15 protein-coding genes are annotated in these 22,781 nt (G+C 72.8%); 1 reads left to right on the top strand and 14 read right to left on the bottom strand.

Features of this window, described 5'->3' with window-relative positions:
* Positions 1–1,320 precede the first annotated feature (1,320 nt).
* The 8 genes from GTY84_RS04545 to GTY84_RS04515 form a co-directional block, all read right to left on the bottom strand.
* A complete protein-coding gene (locus GTY84_RS04545) occupies positions 1,321–2,733 on the bottom strand; it encodes a hypothetical protein (protein WP_161224790.1) in 1,413 nt (470 codons plus the stop codon).
* 97 nt (positions 2,734–2,830) lie between these two features.
* Positions 2,831–4,435, bottom strand: coding sequence for a citramalate synthase (gene cimA, locus GTY84_RS04540; protein ID WP_161224789.1), 1,605 nt, complete (start codon positions 4,433–4,435; stop codon positions 2,831–2,833).
* A 337-nt stretch (positions 4,436–4,772) separates the two neighbouring features.
* Positions 4,773–5,861 carry a branched-chain amino acid aminotransferase gene (locus tag GTY84_RS04535; protein WP_161224788.1) on the bottom strand — a complete coding sequence of 363 codons (1,089 nt, stop codon included), beginning with the start codon at positions 5,859–5,861 and terminating at the stop codon, positions 4,773–4,775.
* Positions 5,862–6,133: 272 nt separating this feature from the next.
* Entirely contained in the window at positions 6,134–7,177 is a 1,044-nt protein-coding gene (locus tag GTY84_RS04530; RefSeq protein ID WP_161224787.1) for a 3-isopropylmalate dehydrogenase, read from the bottom strand.
* 75 nt (positions 7,178–7,252) lie between these two features.
* Entirely contained in the window at positions 7,253–7,384 is a 132-nt protein-coding gene (locus tag GTY84_RS34490; protein WP_265294565.1) for a hypothetical protein, read from the bottom strand.
* A 264-nt stretch (positions 7,385–7,648) separates the two neighbouring features.
* The gene (locus tag GTY84_RS04525) at positions 7,649–8,182 is read right to left on the bottom strand and encodes a GNAT family N-acetyltransferase (RefSeq protein ID WP_161224786.1); all 534 of its coding nucleotides are present in this window, start codon (positions 8,180–8,182) and stop codon (positions 7,649–7,651) included.
* A gap of 88 nt (positions 8,183–8,270) precedes the next feature.
* Positions 8,271–9,902, bottom strand: coding sequence for an L-glutamate gamma-semialdehyde dehydrogenase (gene pruA / locus GTY84_RS04520; protein ID WP_161224785.1), 1,632 nt, complete (start codon positions 9,900–9,902; stop codon positions 8,271–8,273).
* A gap of 94 nt (positions 9,903–9,996) precedes the next feature.
* Complete coding sequence (locus GTY84_RS04515; RefSeq protein WP_161224784.1) at positions 9,997–10,923, bottom strand: proline dehydrogenase family protein; 927 nt, start codon at positions 10,921–10,923, stop codon at positions 9,997–9,999.
* A gap of 172 nt (positions 10,924–11,095) precedes the next feature.
* Between GTY84_RS04515 and GTY84_RS04510 the strand changes: the two genes are divergently transcribed.
* A complete protein-coding gene (locus GTY84_RS04510; RefSeq protein WP_161224783.1) occupies positions 11,096–12,379 on the top strand; it encodes a helix-turn-helix domain-containing protein in 1,284 nt (427 codons plus the stop codon).
* 186 nt (positions 12,380–12,565) lie between these two features.
* Here the strand turns inward: GTY84_RS04510 and serA are convergent, their stop codons facing one another.
* The 6 genes from serA to GTY84_RS04480 form a co-directional block, all read right to left on the bottom strand.
* On the bottom strand, positions 12,566–14,155 hold the full coding sequence (gene serA / locus GTY84_RS04505; protein ID WP_161224782.1) for a phosphoglycerate dehydrogenase: 1,590 nt from the start codon (positions 14,153–14,155) through the stop codon (positions 12,566–12,568).
* 265 nt (positions 14,156–14,420) lie between these two features.
* Entirely contained in the window at positions 14,421–15,419 is a 999-nt protein-coding gene (gene ilvC / locus GTY84_RS04500) for a ketol-acid reductoisomerase (protein ID WP_161224781.1), read from the bottom strand.
* A 115-nt stretch (positions 15,420–15,534) separates the two neighbouring features.
* Positions 15,535–16,059: an acetolactate synthase small subunit gene (ilvN, locus tag GTY84_RS04495; protein ID WP_161224780.1), complete on the bottom strand. Its 525-nt coding sequence runs from the start codon at positions 16,057–16,059 to the stop codon at positions 15,535–15,537.
* Between the two features lie 34 nt (positions 16,060–16,093).
* A complete protein-coding gene (locus GTY84_RS04490; protein WP_202549153.1) occupies positions 16,094–17,941 on the bottom strand; it encodes an acetolactate synthase large subunit in 1,848 nt (615 codons plus the stop codon).
* Positions 17,942–18,182: 241 nt separating this feature from the next.
* Positions 18,183–21,368, bottom strand: a complete 3,186-nt coding sequence (locus GTY84_RS04485; protein WP_161224778.1) for an EAL domain-containing protein — start codon at positions 21,366–21,368, stop codon at positions 18,183–18,185.
* A 439-nt stretch (positions 21,369–21,807) separates the two neighbouring features.
* On the bottom strand, positions 21,808–22,749 hold the full coding sequence (locus GTY84_RS04480; RefSeq protein ID WP_161224777.1) for a 2-hydroxyacid dehydrogenase: 942 nt from the start codon (positions 22,747–22,749) through the stop codon (positions 21,808–21,810).
* Between the last annotated feature and the right edge of the window lie 32 nt (positions 22,750–22,781).

Raw genomic sequence — 22,781 nt, 5'->3', positions numbered from 1 at the left:
GTGGCTTCGGGGGGTGGTCGTGGGGGCCGCCCGCTTCCCTGCCAGGGTCGTGCTTCCACGGGCCGCGTCAAGGGCGCTGCGCGTCGCCTGCGGCGATGGCCCTGCGGGCCACCCTTGACCCGGCCCGCTCCAGCACGGGGAAGAAGCGAGCNGGCGGCCCGGGGGGAACGGGTGTCCCACCGCCGGCCACCCCGGCCCCGGCTCCCAGTGACCCGGCGACACGGGACGCGACAGCGCCCCGCAAGCACGCCACGCCGTCTCAGCGCCCCCCCACCGATGACACAGCACACCGACGATCCCCGACACGCACACCCCGATCGTCGACGCCCACGCCCCTGGCCGCCCCCCTCCCCGTCCGGAACCCGAAGCCAGTCCCGCCCGCTCCGGAAGCCGGCCCCAGCGAGACGCAGGAGACCGCAGGGGTCTCGCTGGAGGGGATGGGAACGCCTGGGCGGCAGCCATCCGTACGGGCGCCGGGGACGTGGTCCCGCCGCCACCGTCCGGACACGGCAGCGCCCATCCGTCCGGCCGGCGGGAGGGCCCGACGCCGTGTCGGCCGGTTCGAACGACTCACCGCACCGCGCGGCCGGACACGCGTACAACCCGTCCCAGAAGCGTGACGCTCCGCCGAACCCCTTCCCCCGGAACGGATCCCGGCACCAGACTCCCTCCACGGCCTTCGTCGTGGTCACCTGCACCTTGGTCGGAGCACACGACCGGGCGAAGGCCGCCCACCCGCCCAAGGCCGCCCGCACATCCGTCCTCACACCAAGGGGCCGGGTGCCACGTTGATCCCGCCCCCGGCCCTCGCCCCCCGTCCCCGGCCTCGGACATGAGGACGGAGGCCGGAGCGACATCACGAAGCGGGGCGGGCGGGTGGGGTCTGAAATCCGTGAACACTTTCCCTCGAAGTGTTCACGGATTTCGAGTCACCCACCAGGACCAAGCCCGACCTGTGGGGGCTCCGAGTGGTGGGCCTCCCTGTCCCCCGCCGAGAGGTACTGGGAGAACCGGGTTCCGGCGGTGGACGCCGAACCGGCGGGGCGTGCGGTCGAGACGCGACGGCGTCCCCTTCACCCCGGTACGGGCCGGGAGACGCGGGGGCCACCCCCGTGGGACACCCGTTTCCCCGGGGCGCCCGCTCGCTTCTCCCCCGTGCTGGAGTGAGCCGGGTCAAGGGTGGCCCGCAGGGCCATCGCCGCAGGCGACGCGCAGCGCCCTTGACGCGGCTCACGGAAGCACGACACTGGCCGGGAAGCGGGCGCCCCTCCCCCACCTCGGAACCGCCTCAGAACCCCCCGGCCCCAGAACCCGCCCGCCTCAGAACCCGCCCCCGAAATCGCCGCCCCCACCACCGCCGCCGAAGTCCCCGCCCCCACCGAACCCGCCCCCGAAGTCCCCGGGATCGAAGTCCCCGCCGGAGACGTCCCCTCCCGCGGACCCCCCGCCGTCGCCGAAGTCGCCGTACCCCGCCCCGTAATCCGCGGCGTACGAGGGCGAGGCCATCACACCGCCGAGCATCGTCCCCACCAGCAGACCGGGCAGTATCCCGCCGCCGAAGTACCCCCCGGCCCAGGGCCCGTACGCCGGCCCCGCGTCCCAGTACGGCCGCCGTCCGGCCTCGGTGTCCACCTCCCGGACCACCGGCTCCCGGCCGTCGGCCAGCCGCGCGCGGTCGGCGGCGCAGACCGGCACCTCCCGGGTGGTGCCTCCCGGCGGGGTCCAGGCGGCGTCCGCGACCGACGGGCCGTGGCGGGGGTCGAAGAAGCAGGGCGGGCGCCTTTCCGGCAGCGCCCGGCCCTCGCGGCGCGCGGCGAGCCGGGCCAGGGAGAAGCGTCCGTTCTCCAGGGCCTCCGTCACCGTCCGCACGTCCTCGGGGCGGCGGGCGGCGGCCATCTCCGCCTTCGCCCGGTCGTAGGAGTCCAGACCCCGCGCGTAGTCCTCGCGCATCGCGTCGTCCGCGCCGGGTTCGGCGGGGTGGAAGTCGAGGCGGTCCAGCTCCTCGCCGAACGCGGTGATGTCCTCGTCGACGACCACGCGCAGCCGTTCCAGGGCCTCCCTCCGCTCCTCCTCCCGGCGCCGCCGTCCGCGCCGTACGACGAGGTAGGCGCCCGCGGCCCCCGCCGCGACGATGCCGCCCACGGTGATCAGCGCGGCCGTCGGGGTGGAGCCGCCACCGCCGGAGTCCCAGGAGGAGGGCGCGGAGCCGTGCACGCTGCGCGCGGCGTCGTCGACGAAGCCGTCGAGCTGGGCCTTCGGATCGCTGACGCCCCGGGCGGCGGTGACCAGGTTGTCCACGCCCCGGCTCCCGAGCACCGCGCCGTCGGCACGGGCGTCGAAGCCGTCGCCGAGCCGGACGCCGTACAGGCCGGTGATACCGGTGCTGGTGCGCAGGTTCCGGAAGAGGTCCGCCGTGGGGTAGCCGGGCGGCAGGACCACGACGAGGACGGGGACGTCGGCCCGTGTGATCCGCGCGGCGAGGTCGTCGGCGTCCGCGGCGGAGAGCAGACCGGAGGCGGCGGGATCCACGTACACCGGCCCGTCGCGCAGGGCCGCGCCGATCCGGGCCGGGCTGGTGTCGGCCCGGGGACCGGCCCCGGTGTCGGCACGGGCACCGGGCGCGCCGGCCGTCAGCACCGCCAGCGCGGCAACGACCGGCACGGCCAGCAGCCGCAGGAGCCGCGGCCGCGGGGCCGACAGCCGTGGGAGGAGCGTGGTGCGGACGCCGTTCATACGGCCGAGGTACCCGATTCCCCCTCCGTGAGACATCGGAGGACGCCGGGGGCCTCCGGGGCCGCGGGCTCCGGAGGGGGGAACGGGGACGGCGGGATCACTTCGCGGGGGCGACCCCGGCGCGCAGCAGCCCGTAGGTGTAGGCGTCCTCCAGCGCCTGCCAGGAGGCGGCGATCACGTTCTCGGCGACGCCCACCGTGGACCACTCGCCGGTGCCGTCGGTGGTGGCGATCAGGACCCGGGTCGTGGACTGGGTGCCGTGCACACCCTCCAGGATGCGGACCTTGTAGTCGACGAGGTCGAGCTTGGCCAGCTCGGGGTAGATCTTCTCCAGGGCGACCCGCAGGGCGCGGTCCAGGGCGTTGACGGGCCCGTTGCCCTCGGCGGTGGCGACGATGCGCTCGCCCTTGGCCCAGAGCTTGACGGTGGCCTCGTTGGCGTGGCTGCCGTCGGGGCGGTCCTCGACGATGGCCCGCCAGGACTCGACGCGGAAGTAGGTGAGGGGGCGGCCCTCGGCCTCGGCGCGCAGCAGCAGTTCGAAGCTGGCGTCGGCGGCCTCGTAGGTGTAGCCCCGCAGCTCGCGCTCCTTGACGCGTTCGACGACCCGGCCGACGAGTTCCCGGTCGCCGCCGAGGTCGATGCCGAGTTCCTTGCCCTTGAGCTCGATGGAGGCGCGGCCGGCCATGTCGGAGACGAGCATCCGCATGGTGTTGCCGACCAGCTCGGGGTCGATGTGCTGGTAGAGGTCGGGGTCGACCTTGATGGCGGAGGCGTGCAGCCCGGCCTTGTGGGCGAAGGCGGAGACGCCGACGTAGGGCTGGTGGGTGGAGGGGGTGAGGTTGACGACCTCGGCGATGGCGTGGGAGATCCGGGTCATCTCGCGGAGCCGGCCCTCGGGGAGGACCGTCCGGCCGTACTTGAGCTCCAGGGCGGCGACGACGGGGAAGAGGTTGGCGTTGCCGACGCGCTCGCCGTAGCCGTTGGCGGTGCACTGGACGTGGGTGGCGCCGGCGTCGACGGCGGCGAGGGTGTTGGCGACGGCGCAGCCGGTGTCGTCCTGTGCGTGGATGCCGAGGCGGGCGCCGGTCTCCGCGAGGACGTCGGCGACGGTGGCCTGGACCTGCGCGGGGAGCATGCCGCCGTTGGTGTCGCAGAGGATGACGACGTCGGCGCCCGCGTCGGCGGCGGCGCGGACGACGGCGGTGGCGTACTCCGGGTTGGCGCGGTGGCCGTCGAAGAAGTGCTCGCAGTCGACGAAGACGCGGCGGCCCTGCGCCTTGAGGTGGGCGACGGTGTCGGCGACCATGGCCAGGTTCTCGTCAAGGGTGGTGCGCAGGGCCAGTTCGACATGGCGGTCGTGGGACTTGGCGACCAGGGTGATCACCTGGGCCCCGGAGTCCAGCAGGGCCTTGACCTGCGGGTCGTCGGCGGCGCTGGTGCCGGCGCGGCGGGTGGAGCCGAAGGCGACGAGCTGGGCGTGCCGGAAGTCGATCTCCTGTGCGGCGCGGGCGAAGAACTCGGTGTCGCGCGGGTTGGCGCCGGGCCAGCCGCCCTCGATGAAGCCCACTCCGAAGTCGTCCAGGTGCCGTGCGATGGCCAGCTTGTCGGCGACGGTGAGGTTGATGCCCTCGCGCTGGGCGCCGTCGCGGAGGGTGGTGTCGAAGACGTGGAACGAATCGTCGAGTTCGCTGGTTGCGGTCATGATCTGAGGACTCCTGTAGGGGGATCTCGGTCTACCGGAATAACCGGTTCCACCGTCCGTCTATGATCCCGCGTGCTCTCTTCCCGGTGCGGGGTGGGCCGGGAAACAGAAAAACCTCTCGCGGGTGCGAGAGGTCTGCGCGCGGGTCGAGGACGACGGTGTCCACCCGTACCTGGTCGTACGGGATGGTCACTGCGGACCGGCGCGCCTGCTGCCAATAATCGTGGCGAACGAGAGCACGTTCGCAGTCTGGCACAGTCCGCGCCCGTCTCCACCGCCCGTCTCAGGATGCGAACGGCGGGCGTCCGGGACCGGGGTCCGGACGCCCGCCGGGAGATCAGGCCAGACGGTGCATCCAGCCGTGGGGATCGGGGGCGGTGCCGCGCTGGATGTCGAGCAGGGCGTCCCGCAGCCGCTGGGTGACCGCGCCGGTCTCGCCGCCGCTCTGCCGCCATTCGGCCCCGGCCCGCTTCACCGTGCCGACGGGGGTGATCACGGCGGCGGTGCCGCAGGCGAAGACCTCGGTGAGGGTGCCGTTCTCGGAGTCGCGCTGCCACTGGTCGACCGAGACACGGCCCTCCTCGGCCCGGTAGCCGAGGTCGCGGGCGACGGTGAGGAGGGAGTCGCGGGTGACGCCCTCCAGGATGGAGCCGGTGAGGGACGGGGTGACGATCCGGTCGCCGTAGACGAAGTACAGGTTCATCCCGCCCAGTTCCTCGACCCAGCGGTGCTCGACGGCGTCCAGGTAGCAGACCTGGTCGCAGCCCTTGGTCGCGGCCTCGGCCTGGGCGAGCAGGGAGGCGGCGTAGTTGCCGCCGGTCTTGGCGTCGCCCATGCCGCCGGGGACGGCGCGGACGCGGTCCTCGGAGATCCAGATGGAGACGGGCTTCAGCCCGCCGGAGAAGTAGGCGCCGGCCGGGGAGGCGATGACCAGGAAGAGGTATTCGTTGGCGGGGCGGACGCCTAGGCCGACCTCGGTGGCGATCATGAAGGGCCGCAGGTACAGGGATTCCTCGCCGCCGTGCCCGGGGACCCACTCGCGGTCCTGGCGGACCAGCGCGTCGCAGGCCTCGGTGAACGTCTCGACGGGCAGTTCGGGCATGCCCAGGCGGCGGGCGGACGCCTGGAAGCGGAGGGCGTTCTTCTCCGGCCGGAAGGTGGCGACGGAACCGTCGGGCTGCCGGTAGGCCTTCAGCCCCTCGAAGATCTCCTGCGCGTAGTGCAGCACCATGGTGGCGGGGTCGAGGGCGAGGGGGGCGTACGGCACGAGCTGGCCGTCGTGCCAGCCGCGGCCCTCGGTCCACTTGACCGTCACCATGTGGTCGGTGAAGTGGCGGCCGAACCCGGGGTCGGCCAGAATCGTCCGGCGCTCCGCGTCGGAGAGGGGGTGGGCGGAGGGCTTGAGCTCGATCGTGGGCGTCGTCATGGGTTGTTGTCCTCACCGGTGTGGTTGTGACGAGCCGCTGTCACGTCCGCACGGCCGGTGGCCGATAGTGGGACGTCCGAGCATTCCCTCACGTCGCGGCTTCATGTCCGATTATCGCGCATGGGGGAACGCCGGGACGGTGACGGCCGAACGGCGTGGCAGCGGCCCGGGGTTCGATAATCGCACCCGGCGGGGACGGGAGAAAGCCGCCGGGTGCCTTGTGTGACGGACCCGGCGGCTTCGAAGGGTTGTGATCGAGGGCTCGGCGGGTGTCAGCCTGCCACGCGTACCGCGAGCGCGTCACCGATCTCGGTGGTGCTGCGGGCGGGCAGTCCGGCGCGCTCGCCGAGGTCGGCGGCGACCGCCTCGTCGATCCGGTCGGCCTCGGCCTCGTGGCCGAGGTGGCGCAGGAGCAGGGCGACGGACAGGACCGTGGCGGTGGGGTCGGCCTTGCCCTGGCCGGCGATGTCGGGCGCGGAGCCGTGCACCGGCTCGAACATCGAGGGGAACTCGCCGGCCGGGTTGATGTTTCCGCTGGCGGCGACGCCGATGCCGCCGGAGACGGCCGCGGCGAGGTCGGTGATGATGTCGCCGAAGAGGTTGTCGGTGACGATCACGTCGAAGCGCTCGGGCTGCGTGACGAGGTAGATCGTCGCCGCGTCCACGTGCATGTACTCGGTGGTGACCTCGGGGAACTCCGCGGCCACGGCGTTGAAGACGTTCGTCCACAGGTGACCGGCGAAGGTCAGCACGTTGTTCTTGTGGATGAGCGCGAGCTTCTTGCGGGGGCGGGCCTGGGCGCGGGCGAAGGCGTCGCGGACGACGCGCTCGACGCCGAAGGCGGTGTTGACGGAGACCTCGGTGGCGACCTCGTGCTCGGTGCCCTTGCGAATGGTGCCGCCGTTGCCCGTGTAGGGGCCCTCGGTGCCCTCGCGGACGACGACGAAGTCGATCTCCGGCTCTCCGGCGAGGGGGCTGGAGACCCCCGGCAGCAGCTTCGACGGACGCAGGTTCACGTGGTGGTCGAAGGCGAAGCGGAGCTTGAGCAGGAAGCCGCGCTCCAGTACGCCGGAGGGGACCGACGGGTCGCCGATCGCGCCGAGCAGGATGGCGTCGTGGCCCTTGAGGGCGTCGAGGTCGGCGTCGGTGAGGGTCTCACCGGTGGCGTGGTAGCGCCGGGCGCCGAAGTCGAATTCCCTGGTCTCCAGCTTCACGTCCTGCGGAAGGACGGCGGAGAGGACCTTCAGACCCTCGGCCACGACCTCCTGGCCGATGCCGTCACCGGGGATCACTGCGAGATTGATGCTGCGAGACATGACGGCACCGTACTCCCTGTCCCACGGGATGACACGCGGCGTCCGCGATACGGACACCCCGGGCCGGACCGTGTCTCAGTGGCCGGTGGAGCCGCCGTTGTCGCGGCGGTCGAGGGCGCGCTGGAGCGCGGCGGCGGCGTTCCTGCGGTCGGAGTCGCTGGTACGGGAGTGGTGACGGACACGGCGGCGGACGGCGGTCTCGGCCATGGGACAGCTCCTTCGGCACGGCACACGACGGTGCGGAGAACGGTGCGGAGAAAGGGGGTTCGAGACGCCGGAGTGGGCGGGGAGCCGGTGCCGCAGGGGTTTCCTGCGCCGGGGCACGGCTCACGACCGCCATTCGCCTGGTCGGCGAGTACGTTCGGCTCCTACAAAAGTAAGGGAGCGGGGGGTGTCTGTCTGCACAATTACTCGGGCTTCCTACTATCTGAGACAGTGAACCCCCTCACACCCCGCTGACCTGCGGATATCTCAGAGGACGTCGCCGTCGCGCCAGTCGAAGAGCAGCTCGGGGTCCTCGGCGGCGTCCGGGGCGGGCCATACGTGGGTGCTGCCCTCCTCGTCGGCCAGCCGCACGGGGCCGCCGGGGCCGAGGGCGAGGATGCGGCCGCTCCACGCGGTCCAGCCGCGGGAGGCGTAGAGGGCGGCGCCGTCGGCGGAGGCGGAGAGCGCGCCGAAGTCGTAGGCGCGGGTGACGGCGGTCTCCAGCGCGCCCATCACCAGGCCGCCGAGCCCGGTGCGCCGGACGTCGGAGCGGACGGCGACGCCCTCCACGTAGCCGACGCGCCGCCACCGCCCGGCGTGCCGGACCCGCCGCATCACCACCGCGCCGTGCGCGGCGAGGCCCCGTCCGTCGTGGACGAGGGCGTGCAGTCCGCCGAGGGTGTGGTCCCAGTCGTCGTCGCTGAAGTCGCCGTCGAAGGCGTCGTCGAGCAGGACGCGGACGGCGGCCAGCTCACCGGGGGCGAGGTCGGCGGTGTGGGCGAGGCGCGGTCGAGGGGTCATGGGGCCATTGTCGCCGCGGGCCCGGCGGGGGGACGCGGAACGGGCCAGGTCCCCGGGAGGACCTGGCCCGTCGGGATCGCGCCGGGCGTCAGCCCATGTGCGGGTAGGAGTAGTCGGTCGGCGGGACCAGCGTCTCCTTGATCGCGCGGGTCAGCGTCCACCGCATGAGGTTCTGCGGGGCGCCGGCCTTGTCGTTGGTGCCGGAGGCACGGCCGCCGCCGAAGGGCTGCTGGCCGACGACGGCGCCGGTCGACTTGTCGTTGATGTAGAAGTTGCCGGCCGCGTAGCGGAGCTTCTCCATGGTGTACGCGGCAGCGGCGCGGTCCGCGGAGACGACCGAGCCGGTGAGGGCGTAGTCGGAGACGGCCTCCATCTGCGTCAGCATCTCGTCGTAGGCGTCGTCCTCGTAGACGTGCACGGCGAGGATCGGGCCGAAGTACTCGGTGCGGAAGACCTCGTTCTCCGGGTCGGAGCACTCGATGACGGTCGGGCGGACGAAGTAGCCGACCGAGTCGTCGTAGGTGCCGCCGGCGACGACGGTGCAGCTCGCGTCCTCGTGGGCGCGGTCGATGGCGGCCTTGTTCTTGGCGAAGGACCGCTCGTCGATGACGGCGCCGACGAAGTGCGAGAGGTCGGTGACGTCACCCATGGTGAGCCCATCGATCTCGGCCGCGAACTCCTCCTTGAAGCCGTCGTTCCAGATGGACGCCGGGACGTAGGCGCGGGAGGTGGCGCTGCACTTCTGGCCCTGGTACTCGAAGGCGCCGCGGGTCAGGGCGGTCTTGAGCACGGCGCGGTCGGCGCTCGGGTGGGCGACGAGGAAGTCCTTGCCGCCGGTCTCGCCGACCAGGCGCGGATAGGTGCGGTACTTCTCGATGTTGGCGCCGACCGTCTTCCACAGGTACTGGAAGGTCCGGGTCGAGCCGGTGAAGTGGATGCCCGCGAGGTCGCGGTGGTTCAGGGTGACCTCGGAGACGTCGATGCCGTCGCCGGTGACGAGGTTGATGACGCCCTTGGGCAGCCCGGCCTCCTCCAGGAGGCTCATCAGCAGCACGGCGGCGTGGGTCTGCGTCGGGGACGGCTTCCAGACCACCACGTTGCCCATGAGGGCGGGGGCGGTGGGCAGGTTGGCGGCGATGGCGCTGAAGTTGAACGGCGTGATCGCGTAGACGAAGCCCTCCAGCGGGCGGTGGTCCATGCGGTTCCACACGCCCGGCGAGTTGGCCGGGGGCTGCTCGGCGAGGATGCCGCGCGCGTAGTGGACGTTGAACCGCCAGAAGTCGACCAGCTCGCAGGGGCTGTCGATCTCGGCCTGCTGGGCGGTCTTCGACTGGCCGAGCATGGTGGAGGCGGCGATGGTCTCGCGCCAGGGGCCGGCCAGCAGCTCGGCGGCGCGCAGGATGATCGCCGCGCGGTCGTCGAAGGACATCGCGCGCCAGGCGGGGGCGGCGGCCAGGGCGGCGTCGACGGCGTCCCGGGCGTCCTGCTGGGTCGCGTTCGCGTACGTGCCCAGGCGGGCCTTGTGGTTGTGCGGCTGCACGACGTCGAAGCGCTCGCCGCCGCCCATCCGCTTCTCGCCGCCGATGGTGCAGGGCAGGTCGACGGGGTTGTCGGCCAGTTCCTTGAGCTTCGCCTCCAGGCGGGCGCGCTCGGGTGAGCCGGGGGCGTAGCCGTGGACCGGCTCGTTGACGGGGGTGGGGACCTGGGTCACAGCGTCCATAAGTTCCGGGACTCCTTGACGTTGAGCGGTTTCGAGCTGTGCTGCGGGATCGGCCGGGGGCTGCTCCGCCCCGAGGGGCGCCGGCCCCGGCCGCTCAGCCCTTGCTGACCATCGAGCGGACGAAGAAACGCAGGTTCGCCGGCTTCTCCGCCAGACGGCGCATGAAGTAGCCGTACCAGTCGGTGCCGTAGGCGGTGTAGACGCGCATGCGGTGGCCCTCGGCGGCCAGCCGCAGGTGCTCGTCGCCGCGGATGCCGTAGAGCATCTGGAACTCGTACTCGTCGAGCTTGCGGCCCGCGAGCCGGGCGAGTTCCTGGGCGATGGAGATCAGACGCGGGTCGTGGGACCCGATCATCGGATAGCCCTCGCCCTCCATCAGCGTCCTGAGGATGCGGACGTACGCCCTGTCGATCTCGTGCTTGTCCTGGTGTGCGACCTCGGCGGGCTCCTTGTAGGCGCCCTTTACCAACCGTACGCGAGAGCCGCTCGCGGCGAGGCGGCGCGCGTCGTCCTCGGTGCGGAAGAGGTACGCCTGGATGACGCAGCCGGTCTCGGGGAACTCCTTCCGCAGCTCCTCGTGGATGGCGAACATCGAGTCGAGGGTGGTGTGGTCCTCGGCGTCCAGGGTGACGGTGGTGCCGATGGCGGCGGCGGCCTCGACGACCGGGCGGACGTTCTTCAGGGCCAGCTCGTGGCCCCCGTCCAGCGCCTGGCCGAACATGGAGAGCTTGACGGACATCTCGGCGCGGGTGCCCAGCTCCAGCGGGCCGAGGTGCTCGATCAGCTCCAGGTAGGCGTCGCGGGCGGCCTCGGCCTGGTCGGGGCGGGTGATGTCCTCGCCGACGACGTCCATCGTCAGTTCGAGGCCCCGGTCGGTCAGGTCGCGGATGATGGGGAGGATCTGGTCGACCCGCTCACCCGGGATGAAGCGGTCGACGACCGGCTTGGTCACCGGCGCGGCGGAGACCAGACGGCGCATCCGGTCGCTGCGCGACGCGGCGAGAATCACGGGACCCAGCACGGGGCACCTCCACTTACCAACCAGAACGGGGCCGGTCCGACGGGAACGGACGTTCCGGGAACGGCACGGAGAACCACCGTGAAATCTAGGTTCGCCCCGGTTCCCGGGCTATCGACAGACGTCACGCATCCGTGCCCCCGATCTCAGACATCTGTCTGAAAAGCGCGGCGTGATGCGACAGAATGTCCGGGTGACGTCGGATTCCAGAGGCTCAGGAGACCCCCGGGACGCCAGCGGCCCCGGCGCGGCCGGGGACAGCGGGGACCGGGGCGCCCCCGGAGGCACGGGGGGCGGTGCCGTCCGGGCCCGGGGCGAGTACCAGGAGCTGGTGGACGAGATCTCCGAGCTGCTGGGCGCCCCGGCCACGCTGGAGAACCGGGACTTCGAGCTGATCTCCTTCGGCGTCTACGACAGCGAGGGCGACCTCGACCCCTCCGCGCTGGACCCGGTGCGCACCCGCTCGATCCTCACCCGGCGCTCGACGGCGGCGGTGCGGGAGTGGTTCGAGGGCTTCGGCATCACCCGCGCCACCGGCCCGGTGCGCATCCCGCCGACGCCGGAGGCGGGCGTGTACCGGGGAAGGATCTGCCTGCCGGTACGCCATCGGGGTGTCGTCCTCGGCTACGTCTGGCTGCTGGACACCGAGCCGGGCCCCACGGAGCGGCAGCTCGCCGCGGCCATGGAGGTGACGGCCCGGATCGGCGCGCTGCTCGCGGACGAGGCGCAGCAGGGCGCGGACCTGAGCCGGGAGCTGCGGGCGGTGCTGACCGCCGAGCGGGACTGGCAACGGGACATGGCGGTGACGGAGCTGCGCTCCGCGCTGGGGGCCCGCGCCGACACCCCGCACACGGTGGTGTGCGTGGCGCCCTGGACCTCGGCGCCGGACGACGCGCCGTCGGTGCGCACGGTGCCGGGGGCGGAGGCGCTGTGCACGGTGCCGTGGGGGCCGGCCGGGCACGCGCTGGCGCTGCTGGTGCGGCTGCGGTCGACGGACGTGCCGGGCCCGGCGCTCGCGGCGGCGGGGCGGCTGCTGGAGCGGGCCCGGGAGGCGGCGGCGGGGGTGGCGGGGCCGCGCACCGGGCTCGCGGAGCTGACCGAGGCGTGGCGGGAGGCGTCGGCGTCGGCGCGGGCGGCGCTGGCGGAGCCGGGGTTCGGGCCGGTGGCCCAGTGGGCGTCGATCGGTCCGTACCGCCTGCTGACCGCGCTGCCGCCGCGCGCGGGGCAGGACGTGGCGGTGCGGACGCTGCTGGGGCCCGCCCACCGGGAGCTGGCCCGCACCGCCGAGGTGTATCTGGACCGGGCCGGGCAGGCCGGGCGCACCGCCGCCGAGCTGGGCATCCACCGCCAGACGCTGTACTACCGGCTGTCCAGGGTGGAGCAGCTCACCGGACTGGACCTGGACGACGGCGAGGACCGGCTGCTGCTGCACATGGCGCTCAAGGCGCACCGCCTGTAGCGCTTCTCCCTGCCACCGCCGCCCGGGGTGACGGGCACGGGGGCGACGCCAGGGGTGACGGACGCGGAAACGGTGCCGGAGCGAGCGCGGAAACGGTGCCGGAGCGGACGCGGAAACGCCGGACGGGCCGACCTCGGTGGTCGGCCCGTCCGGCGTGGAGGGCGGCCCCGTCCGGGGCCGGGCGCCTCAGGCCAGGTTCACCGAGCGGGCGGACGTGGCGCCGATCTCGGCCTCGACCTCGGCCAGCACCCCGGCGGGCACGGTGTCGTCGACGGTGAGCACGGCGAGCGCCTCGCCGCCGACGGTCGAGCGGGAGACCTGCATGCCGGCGATGTTGAGCCCGGCCTCGCCGATGATGCGGCCGACGGTGCCGACGACACCGGGGCGGTCCTCGTAGCGCAGCACCACCATGTGGTCCGCGAGGGCCAGGTCGACGTCGTACGCGCCGATGGCGACGATCTTCTGGAGGTGCTTCGGACCGGCCAGCGTGCCGGAGACGGAGACCTCCTGGCCGTCCGCGAGGGTGCCGCGCACGGTGACCACGTTGCGGTGCTCGGGCGACTCGGAGCTGGTGGTCAGCCGGACCTCGACGCCGCGCTCCTGCGCGAACAGCGGGGCGTTGACGTAGGAGACGGTCTCGTCGACGACGTCCTCGAAGACACCCTTGAGGGCGGACAGCTCCAGCACCTTGACGTCGTGCTGGGTGATCTCGCCGTAGACCTCGACGTCGAGGCGGACGGCGACCTCGCCGGCCAGCGCCGTGAAGATGCGGCCGAGGCGCTCGGCCAGCGGCAGCCCGGGCTTGACGTCCTCGGCGATGACACCGCCCTGGACGTTGACCGCGTCCGGGACCAGCTCACCGGCGAGGGCGAGGCGCACCGACCGGGCGACGGCGATGCCGGCCTTCTCCTGGGCCTCGTCGGTGGAGGCGCCGAGGTGCGGGGTGCAGACGACCTGGTCGAACTCGAACAGCGGCGAGTCGGTGCAGGGCTCCTTGGCGTACACGTCGAGGCCGGCGCCGGCGACCCGGCCCTCCTTGAGCGCCGCGTACAGCGCCTCCTCGTCGACGATGCCGCCGCGAGCGGCGTTGACGATGCGGACGCCGGGCTTGACCTTGCGCAGCGCCTCCTCGCCGATCAGGCCGAGGGTCTCGGGGGTCTTGGGCAGGTGGACGGTGATGAAGTCGGCGACCTCCAGCAACTCGTCCAGCGGCAGGACCTTGACGCCCATCTGGGCGGCGCGCGCGGGCTGCACGTAGGGGTCGTAGGCGACGACCTTCATGCCGAAGGCGGACATGCGCTGGGCGACCAGGGCACCGATGCGGCCGAGGCCGACGACGCCGAGGGTCTTCTCGGCCAGCTCGACGCCGGTGTACTTGCTGCGCTTCCACTCGCCGTTCTTCAGCGCGGCGTTGGCCTGCGGGATGTGGCGGGCGGTGGCGACGAGCAGACCGCAGGCCAGCTCGGCGGCGGTGACGATGTTGGAGGTCGGGGCGTTGACGACCATCACGCCGGCCTTGGTGGCGGCGGAGACGTCCACGTTGTCCAGGCCGACACCGGCGCGGGCGACGACCTTCAGACGGCCGGCGGCGGCGATGGCCTCGGCGTCGACCTTGGTGGCGGAGCGCACCAGGATGGCGTCCACGTCGGCGATGGCGGGCAGCAGCTCGCTACGGTCCGCACCGTTGCAGTGGCGGATCTCGAAGTCGGGGCCAAGCGCGTCCACGGTGGCGGGCGACAGCTCTTCAGCGATGAGTACGACGGGTTTCGAGCTCACGTGAGTCCTCACAGGTCCAATGCGGACGGCCGTCCCGACGGCCGCATGCGGTGGAGGGTTGAGTGGCCGCGTGGAAGACGCACGACGCTGTGAGCCTGACGCGTTGTTGTGCAGCAGTGTAGTGGCGCGGCGGGCGGCGTCCTGCGCCTCTGCCAAACGATCACCCGTTGGTGGGCGGATGAGGGGGCGGCACCGTGGGAACGGTGCCGCCCGGCGTGGGCCGGGGGGTCCGGGACGCTCGTCCGGAGCCCCTGCGGCCGGGGCCCTACGCCTCCTCGTCGACCCAGCTCATGAGCTTGCGCAGCTCCTTGCCGGTGGTCTCCAGCAGGTGCTCGGAGTCCTGCTGCTTGTACTCGTTGTACTTCTTCAGGCCGCCGTGGTACTCGTCCATCCAGTTCTTGGCGAAGGTGCCGTCCTGGATCTCGGCGAGGACCTTCTTCATCTCGGCCTTGGTGGCGTCGGTGATGATGCGCGGGCCGGTGACGTAGTCGCCCCACTCGGCGGTCTCGGAGATCGACCAGCGCATCTTCTCCAGGCCGCCCTCGTACATGAGGTCGACGATCAGCTTCAGCTCGTGGAGGCACTCGAAGTAGGCGATCTCGGGCTGGTAGCCGGCCTCGACCAGGGTCTCGAAGCCCGCCTTGACCAGGGCGGCGGTGCCGCCGCAGAGCACGGCCTGCTCACCGAAGAGGTCGGTCTCGGTCTCCTCGGTGAAGGTGGTCTTGATGACGCCGGCGCGGGTGCCGCCGATGCCCTTGGCGTAGGACAGGGCCAGCGCGAAGGCGTCGCCGGTGGCGTCCTGCTCGACGGCCACGATGCAGGGGACGCCGCGGCCCTCCTCGTACTGGCGGCGCACCAGGTGGCCCGGGCCCTTGGGGGCGACCATGCAGACGTCGACGCCGGCCGGGGGCTTGATGAAGCCGTAGCGGATGTTCAGGCCGTGGCCGAAGAACAGGGCGTCGCCGTCCTTCAGGTTGCCGGCGATGTGCTCCTCGTAGACCTGGGCCTGGATCGGGTCCGGGACGAGGATCATGATGACGTCGGCCTCGGCGGCGGCCTCGGAGGGGCTCACCACGCGCAGGCCCTGCTCCTCGGCCTTGGCCTTGGACTTGGAGCCCTCGTGCAGACCGACGCGCACGTCGACACCGGAGTCGCGCAGCGACAGGGCGTGGGCGTGGCCCTGGCTGCCGTAACCGATGACCGCGACCTTGCGGCCCTGGATGATGGACAGGTCGGCGTCGGCGTCGTAGAACAGCTCGGCCACTGGGTATCTCCTTGTGTGCGGTGTTGCGTCCCACCGTATGCCGGTGAGGGGAGGGCGGGTCACGGGGTCTCGGAATGCGGGCGGCGCCGGTGAGCGGGGCCGCCCGCTTCCGTCGTTACGCGGAACGGTCCAGGGCGCGCAGGGAGCGGTCCGTGATCGAACGGGCACCGCGGCCGATGGCGATCGTGCCGGACTGGACGAGTTCCTTGATGCCGTACGGTTCCAGCATCCTGAGCATGGCGGCGAGCTTGTCGCTGCTGCCGGTGGCCTCGATGGTGACGGCCTCCGGGGAGACGTCGACGGTCTTGGCGCGGAAGAGCTGCACGATCTCGACGATCTGGGAGCGCGTCTCGTTGTCGGAGCGCACCTTCACCAGAACGAGTTCGCGCTGAACGGCGTGATGGGGTTCCAGCTCGACGATCTTGAGCACGTTGACCAGCTTGTTGAGCTGCTTGGTCACCTGCTCCAGGGGGAACTCCTCGACGCTCACCACGATGGTGATGCGGGAGATGTCGGGGTGCTCGGTGACGCCGACGGCGAGGGAGTCGATGTTGAAGCCGCGGCGGGAGAAGAGGGCGGCGATCCGGGCGAGGATGCCGGGGGTGTTCTCCACCAGGACGGAGAGCGTGTGCTTGGACATGGTCTTCGGGTCTCTCTCGCTCAGTCGTCTTCGGTCAGTCGTCTTCGTTGTCGCCGAAGTCGGGGCGGACGTCCCGGGCGGCCATGATCTCGTCGTTGGAGGTGCCGGCGGCGACCATCGGCCACACCATGGCGTCCTCGTGGACGATGAAGTCGACGACGACCGGACGGTCGTTGATGGAGTTCGCCTCTTCGATGACCTTGTCGAGGTCGGCCGGGTCCTCGCAGCGGATGGCGTGGCAGCCCATGGCCTCCGACAGCTTCACGAAGTCGGGGACGCGGGTCCCGCGGGCCTCGGGGTTGACGTCGTCGGGGCCGGAGTGCAGCACGGTGTTGGAGTACCGCTGGTTGTAGAACAGGGTCTGCCACTGGCGGACCATCCCGAGGGCGCCGTTGTTGATGACGGCGACCTTGATCGGGATGTTGTTCAGGGCGCAGGTGGTGAGTTCCTGGTTGGTCATCTGGAAGCAGCCGTCGCCGTCGATGGCCCAGACGGTGCGCTCGGGGCGGCCGGCCTTGGCGCCCATGGCGGCGGGGACGGCGTAGCCCATGGTTCCGGCGCCGCCGGAGTTGAGCCAGGTGGCGGGCTGCTCGTACTGCACGAAGTGGGCGGCCCACATCTGGTGCTGGCCGACACCGGCCGCGAAGACGGTGCCCTCGGGCGCGAGCTGCCCGATGCGCTCGATGACGGCCTGCGGGGAGAGCGAGCCGTCGGCGGGCTGCTCGTAGCCCAGGGGGTAGGTCTCGCGCCAGCGGTCGAGGTCCTTCCACCAGGCGGTGTAGTCGCCGCGGTTGCCCTCGCTGTGCTCCTTCTGCACGGCCTGGACCAGATCGGCGATGACCTCGCGGGCGTCACCGACGATGGGCACGTCGGCGGCGCGGTTCTTGCCGATCTCGGCCGGGTCGATGTCGGCGTGGACGATCCGGGCGTGCGGGGCGAAGCTGTCCAGCTTGCCGGTGACGCGGTCGTCGAAGCGGGCGCCGAGGGCGACGATCAGGTCGGCCTTCTGCAGCGCGGTGACGGCGGTGACCGCACCGTGCATGCCCGGCATTCCCACGTGCAGCGGGTGGCTGTCGGGGAACGCGCCGAGCGCCATCAGGGTGGTGGTGACGGGCGCTCCGGTCAGCTCGGCGAGGACCTTCAGCTCGGCGGTGGCGCCCGCCTTGAGCACGCCGCCGCCGACGTAGAGGACGGGCCGCTTGGCGGCGGTGATCAGCTTGGCGGCCTCGCGGATCTGCTTGGCGTGCGGCTTGGTCACCGGGCGGTATCCGGGCAGGTCCATGACCGGCGGCCAGGAGAAGGTGGTCTTCTTCTGGAGGATGTCCTTGGGGATGTCCACCAGGACCGGGCCGGGGCGGCCGGTGGAGGCAATGTGGAACGCCTGGGCGATCACCCGGGGGATGTCCTCGGCCCTGGTCACCAGGAAGCTGTGCTTGGTGATCGGCATGCTGATGCCGACGATGTCCGCCTCCTGGAAGGCGTCCGTGCCGATCGAGGAGGAGACCACCTGGCCGGTGATCGCGACCAGCGGCACGGAGTCCATGTTGGCGTCGGCGATCGGGGTGACCAGGTTGGTGGCGCCGGGGCCGGAGGTCGCCATGCAGACGCCGACCTTGCCGGTGGCCTGGGCGTAGCCGGTGGCCGCGTGACCGGCGCCCTGCTCGTGGCGGACGAGGACGTGGCGCACCCGGGTGGAGTCCATCAGCGGGTCGTAGGCCGGAAGGATCGTGCCGCCGGGAATGCCGAATACCGTGTCGGCGCCGACCTCCTCCAGGGAGCGGATGAGGGCCTGCGCACCCGTGACGTGCTCGGTGGCGGACTGCTGTCCTCCGGAACGGGGCCTCGGCTGCGGGTGCTGGGCCCCGGTTGCCTGCTCGGTCATCGTCATTCTCTTCTCGATGCTGAGGTGTTTTGCCAGGTTTGCGCGGTTGGTGACCGCGGTGCTGCGGTGTTTGTGCAACAAAAAACCCCTCGTGCCAAAAGGCAAGCGAGGGGAGCGCGCCGGGTGTGGGTCGCGGGGAGTCCGGTCGGCCCGGACGTCACCTGCTTCAGCCGACGCGCTTTCCAAGTACGAGAATTCGGGTGCGCATGGCTCTGACCCTCCCCCCGGCACGCGTCCACTGTCAAGTGGGTGGGACGGGAGTCTCAACATGTGGTCGCAGGGTCGTCCCACCGGTGAGGACGGCGGGCAGCCCGGGGGGCACCGAGCCGTTGACGCCCGCAGGGTACCCGGCGGGCACGGCGCCGCCCGCGGCCCCCGGGTGGGCCACGGGGTGCACGGCGGTCCGGCCCACGGGATAGACGCCCCCGCCGCCCGCGTAGACGGGCCGGGGCGGACCGATCGGCACCGGGTAGTGCCCGGCGCCCAGGGCCCTGCGCAGCCGGTACTCCTCCAGCGGGCCGGAGAAGGCCATGCCCTGCCCGTGGGTGCAGCCCATGGCGCGCAGCGCGACGACCTGCTCGGGCAGGTCCACCCCATCGGCCACGGACTTCAGCCCGAGGTCGGAGGCGATCCTCAGCAGCCCGCTGGTGATCTTGTGCAGCCGGGCGGACTCGACGACGCCCTCGACCAGGCCCCGGTCGAGCTTGAGGACGTCGACGGGGAGCCGCCGCAGCGCGGTGATGGCCGCGTGGCCGTTGCCGAAGCCGTCCAGCGCGATGCGCACGCCGACCCGCTTGAGGGCGTTCAGCCGGCGCTCCAGCTCGTCCAGGGCGATCCGGGGGTCGGTGTCGGACAGCTCGATCACCAGGGCGCCCGGCGGCAGGCCGTGCCGGGTCAGCAGGGCCTCCACCGAGCCCAGGGTCATCGAGCGGTCCAGCAGCCGACCCGCGCCCAGGCGGACGGCCACGGACACCCCGAGCCCGGCCGCGGCGCGCTCGGCGGCCTGCTCGACGGCCTCCCGGAGCACCCAGCGGTCCAGCTCGGCGGTGCGGTCGCCGTCGTCCGCCACGCGCAGGAACTCGGCCGGGGTGAAGAGCACTCCCTGCGAGGAGCGCCAGCGGGCCCGCGCGCAGACCGAGTCGATCCGGCCCTCGGCCAGGGAGACCACCGGCTGGTGCAGCAGCGCGAACTCGCCCTGGTGCAGCGCGGCCCGCAGCCGGGAGGCCAGCTCGGCCCGGCGGACGACGTCCTGCTGCATCTGCGGCCGGTACAGCTCGACGCGGCCCTTCCCGGCCGCCTTGGCCCGGTACATGGCGAGGTCGGCGTTGCGCAGCAGCTCCCCCGCGCCGAGGCCGGGCTCGGCGAGGGCGACGCCGATGGAGGCGTTGACCCGGACGTCGTTGCCGTCGATGGCGTAGGGCTCGGAGAGGGTGGCTCTCAGCCGGTCGGCGAGCTCCAGGAGGTGGCCCTCGCGGGCGGCGCGGTCCCGGGTGCCGTCACCGGCGATCAGGGCCGCGAACTCGTCGCCGCCCAGCCGGGAGGCGGTGTCGCCCTGGCGGACGGAGTCCTGGAGCCTGCGGGCGGCCTGGACGAGCAGCTCGTCGCCCGCCTGGTGGCCGATGGTGTCGTTGACGGCCTTGAAGCCGTCCAGGTCGATGAAGAGCACCGCCGTGCCGCGCTGGGCGGCGCCCCGGTCGGCGGCCCGGCGGCCGGACAGGGCCTGCTGCACCCGCCGGGTGAACAGGGCCCGGTTGGGCAGGTCGGTGAGCGGGTCGTGCTCGGCGTTGTGCTGGAGCTGCGCCTGGAGGCGCACCCGCTCGGTCACGTCCCTGCTGTTGAAGATCAGGCCGCCGTGGTGGCGGTTGACGGTGGACTCGACGTTGAGCCAGCCGCCGTCGCCGGACCGGAACCGGCACTCGATGCGGGTGGTGGGCTCCTCGGCGGGGCTGGCGGCGAGGAAGCGGCGCACCTCGTGGACGACGCAGCCGAGGTCCTCGGGGTGGATGAGGCCCGCCAGCTCGCCGCCGACCAGCTCCTCGGCCGGGCGGCCGTAGACCCCGGCGGCGGCCGGGGAGACGTAGCGCAGCACGCCGTTGGGGGCGGCGATCATGATGACGTCGCTGGAGCCCTGGACCAGGGAGCGGAAGTGGTTCTCCTTCTGCGCCAGTTCCTGGGTGAGGGTGATGTTGTCGAGGAGCATGATGCCCTGGCGCACGACGAGGGCGAGCACCACGGTGCCCCCGGTCAGCAGCACCACGCGGTCGACGCTGCGGCCGTTGAGCACGTTGTACAGGATGCCCAGGGTGCAGACGGCGGCGGCGAGGTAGGGCGTCAGCGCGGCCAGCGATCCGGCGAGGGGCCGGGCCCCGGGGTGCCGGCCGTGGTCGCCGCCCGGCGCGACGGCGTCGGGGGCCGCCGGGCCGCCCGCGCGCTGCCCCGCGAACGCCGGGGGCGCGGAGAGCGGGGGCGCGAACGGCGGGGGCGCGGAGGTCCCGTCCGGGAGGCCGGCGGCGCGCTGGGCGGGCAGGTGCTCATGGAGCGGCCGGCCGAACCCGGCGACGGTCTCCCCCGCCACGGGCAGGCTGTGCCGGGAGGCGGCCCAGGGCGCGTAGGCGAGCAGCAGCGATCCGGCGAACCACCCGGCGTCGAGCAGCTGCCCGCTGCGGTAGCTGTTGTGCAGCAGCGGGGAGGTGAACAGGGCGTCGCACATCACCGTCAGGGCGAGCCCGCCGATGGCGGTGTTCACGGCGGACCGGTGCACCGGGGAGCGGCGGAAGTGCAGCGCGAGCACCATGCTGACCAGGGCGATGTCCAGCAGCGGATAGGCGACGGAGAGCGCGGAGCGCGCCACGCCCGCGCCGCCGTCGGCCTTGGCGGCCTGGGCGAGGGCCAGGCTCCAGGCGAGGGTCAGCAGGGAGCCGCCGATCAGCCAGGCGTCGAGGCCGAGGCAGATCCAGCCCGCCTTGGTCACCGGCCGCTTGGCGAGCACCAGCAGGCCGACGATGGCGGGCGGCGCGAAGCACAGGAAGAACAGATCGGCATAGCTGGGGCTGGGGACGGGCCGTTCGAGCACGACCTCGTACCACCCCCACACCAGATTGCCCAGGGAGGCCATGGCCGAGGAGAGGGCGAACAGCGTCCAGGCGGGCCGGAACCGGGCCCGGCCGCTGCGCGCGTACAGCAGGCAGGAGACGGCGGCGGTGCCGGCCGCGGCACTCAGCCCGAAGTCGCCCATGACCTGGGCCGCGTGGGGCGAGCCCCAGCCGAGCGCGGAGCCCACGGCGAAGACGGCGCAGACCAGGGCCAGCAGGAGCTGGCGGAGCAGGGACCGGCCGCCGGAGGCGGGCGGGCGGCGCCCGCACGGGGCCGGGGCGGGCCGGGCGCGCGGGGCGTCGTCCAGCGCGGTCGGGGAGGGCGGCGGGCTCACCGTGACCCCCGGGTCCGCACCGCCCCCGCGTCCCTCGGGGCGCGGTGGGGCTGTTTCCGGCGGCAGCTCGGACGGCGCTGGTGCGGGCCGCGCGGCGGGCACCCGCCGTCCCGGCGGTCGCGGTGGCCGCGGCCGGGCGGGGCCGCGTGCCGGGGCCGTCGGCGGCGGCTCCGCCGCGTCGGATCGTTCGTCCACAGGCCGTGCATTGCCCGTCGCCCCCCATCACTGTCTGCCATGTCCATCCCCGGCGCCCACGGTGTGCGGCGCTTTCCCCTGTCGGACGATACACCAGTCTCGTCACTCAGGGACATAGGTTCTCTACGCTCCGTGACGACCAGCGGGAATGCGGGCACCGGCGGCGCCTGGGGGAGCGCGGAGGGGGCAGGAGCCGGTGGCGCGCGCCCCTGAGGGCGGGGGCGGTCCGCCCCGGGCGCCGGGGTCAGCCGCCGGTGGTCAGCATCACGTTGCGCAGCGGCTCGCCCTTGACGAAGCGGGTGAGCTGGTCGGCGATCAGCCGCTTGGCGCGGGGCCAGTACGCGGCCGTCGGTCCGCCGGCGTGCGGGCTGATCAGCGTGCCGGGAGCGGTCCAGAGGGGGTGGCCGGGCGGCAGCGGCTCGGGGTCGGTGACGTCGAGGGCGGCGGTGAGGCGCCCGGCGCGCAGTTCGGCCAGCAGGGCGCCGGTGTCGACCACGGGGCCGCGGGCGACGTTGACGAGCAGGGCGCCGTCCTTCATCCGGGCCAGGAAGGCGGCGTCGGCCAGGCCCCGGGTGGCGTCGGTGAGGGGCGTGGAGAGGATGACGACGTCCGCCTCCGGCAGCAGTCCGGGCAGGTCGGTGTACGGGTGCACGGGGCCGCGCTCCGTCGTGCGTGCGGAGCGCGCGACGCGCACGACCGGCGCGACCTCGAAGGGCGTGAGCCGGTCCTCGATGGCGGCGCCGATGGAGCCGTACCCGACGATGAGCACCCTGCTGTCCGCGAGCGCGGGGCGGAAACCGGCCAGCCACTCGCCCCGGTCCTGGGCCCGGACGAAGTCGGGCAGTCCGCGCAGCGACGCCAGGACCAGGGCGAGCGTGAGTTCGGCGGTGCTGGCCTCGTGGACGCCCCGCGCGTTGCACAGCAGGACGCCCGGAGGGAGGTCCGCGAGCGCGGGCTGCACATGGTCGATCCCGGCGGAGAGCGTCTGGACGGCGCGGACGGAGCGCATCAGGGGCATCGGGCGGGTGACGACCCCGCTGGGCCTCAGATAGGGCACGACGTAGTAGGCGCAGTCGGCGGGGTCTGCCGGGTACTCCTCGCCGCCGTTCCAGAAGCGGTAGGCGGGCCCCTCGGGGAGTCCCTCGATCTCGTCCGGCGGGATGGGCAGCCACACGTCAGCAGTCATGCCAGGAGGCTATGTCAGGGCGTCCGACGGCA

Source organism: Streptomyces sp. SID8352, from assembly GCF_009862265.1.
Classification (GTDB): Bacteria; Actinomycetota; Actinomycetes; order Streptomycetales; family Streptomycetaceae; genus Streptomyces.
Note: the sequence above shows the minus strand (reverse complement) of the source record. Positions and strands in the feature narration are given on the sequence as shown.

What these genes read in the sequence shown, in the direction of transcription:
- cimA (WP_161224789.1), bottom strand. Translation starts at nt 4,435, where the DNA reads ATGACCGCAACCAGCGAACTCGACGATTCGTTCCACGTCTTCGACACC.
- GTY84_RS04480 (WP_161224777.1), bottom strand. Translation starts at nt 22,749, where the DNA reads ATGACTGCTGACGTGTGGCTGCCCATCCCGCCGGACGAGATCGAGGGA.
- GTY84_RS04535 (WP_161224788.1), bottom strand. Translation starts at nt 5,861, where the DNA reads ATGACGACGCCCACGATCGAGCTCAAGCCCTCCGCCCACCCCCTCTCC.
- GTY84_RS04530 (WP_161224787.1), bottom strand. Translation starts at nt 7,177, where the DNA reads ATGTCTCGCAGCATCAATCTCGCAGTGATCCCCGGTGACGGCATCGGC.
- pruA (WP_161224785.1), bottom strand. Translation starts at nt 9,902, where the DNA reads ATGGACGCTGTGACCCAGGTCCCCACCCCCGTCAACGAGCCGGTCCAC.
- GTY84_RS34490 (WP_265294565.1), bottom strand. Translation starts at nt 7,384, where the DNA reads ATGGCCGAGACCGCCGTCCGCCGCCGTGTCCGTCACCACTCCCGTACC.
- GTY84_RS04510 (WP_161224783.1), top strand. Translation starts at nt 11,096, where the DNA reads ATGCGACAGAATGTCCGGGTGACGTCGGATTCCAGAGGCTCAGGAGAC.
- GTY84_RS04545 (WP_161224790.1), bottom strand. Translation starts at nt 2,733, where the DNA reads ATGAACGGCGTCCGCACCACGCTCCTCCCACGGCTGTCGGCCCCGCGG.
- GTY84_RS04490 (WP_202549153.1), bottom strand. Translation starts at nt 17,941, where the DNA reads ATGACCGAGCAGGCAACCGGGGCCCAGCACCCGCAGCCGAGGCCCCGT.
- ilvN (WP_161224780.1), bottom strand. Translation starts at nt 16,059, where the DNA reads ATGTCCAAGCACACGCTCTCCGTCCTGGTGGAGAACACCCCCGGCATC.
- GTY84_RS04525 (WP_161224786.1), bottom strand. Translation starts at nt 8,182, where the DNA reads ATGACCCCTCGACCGCGCCTCGCCCACACCGCCGACCTCGCCCCCGGT.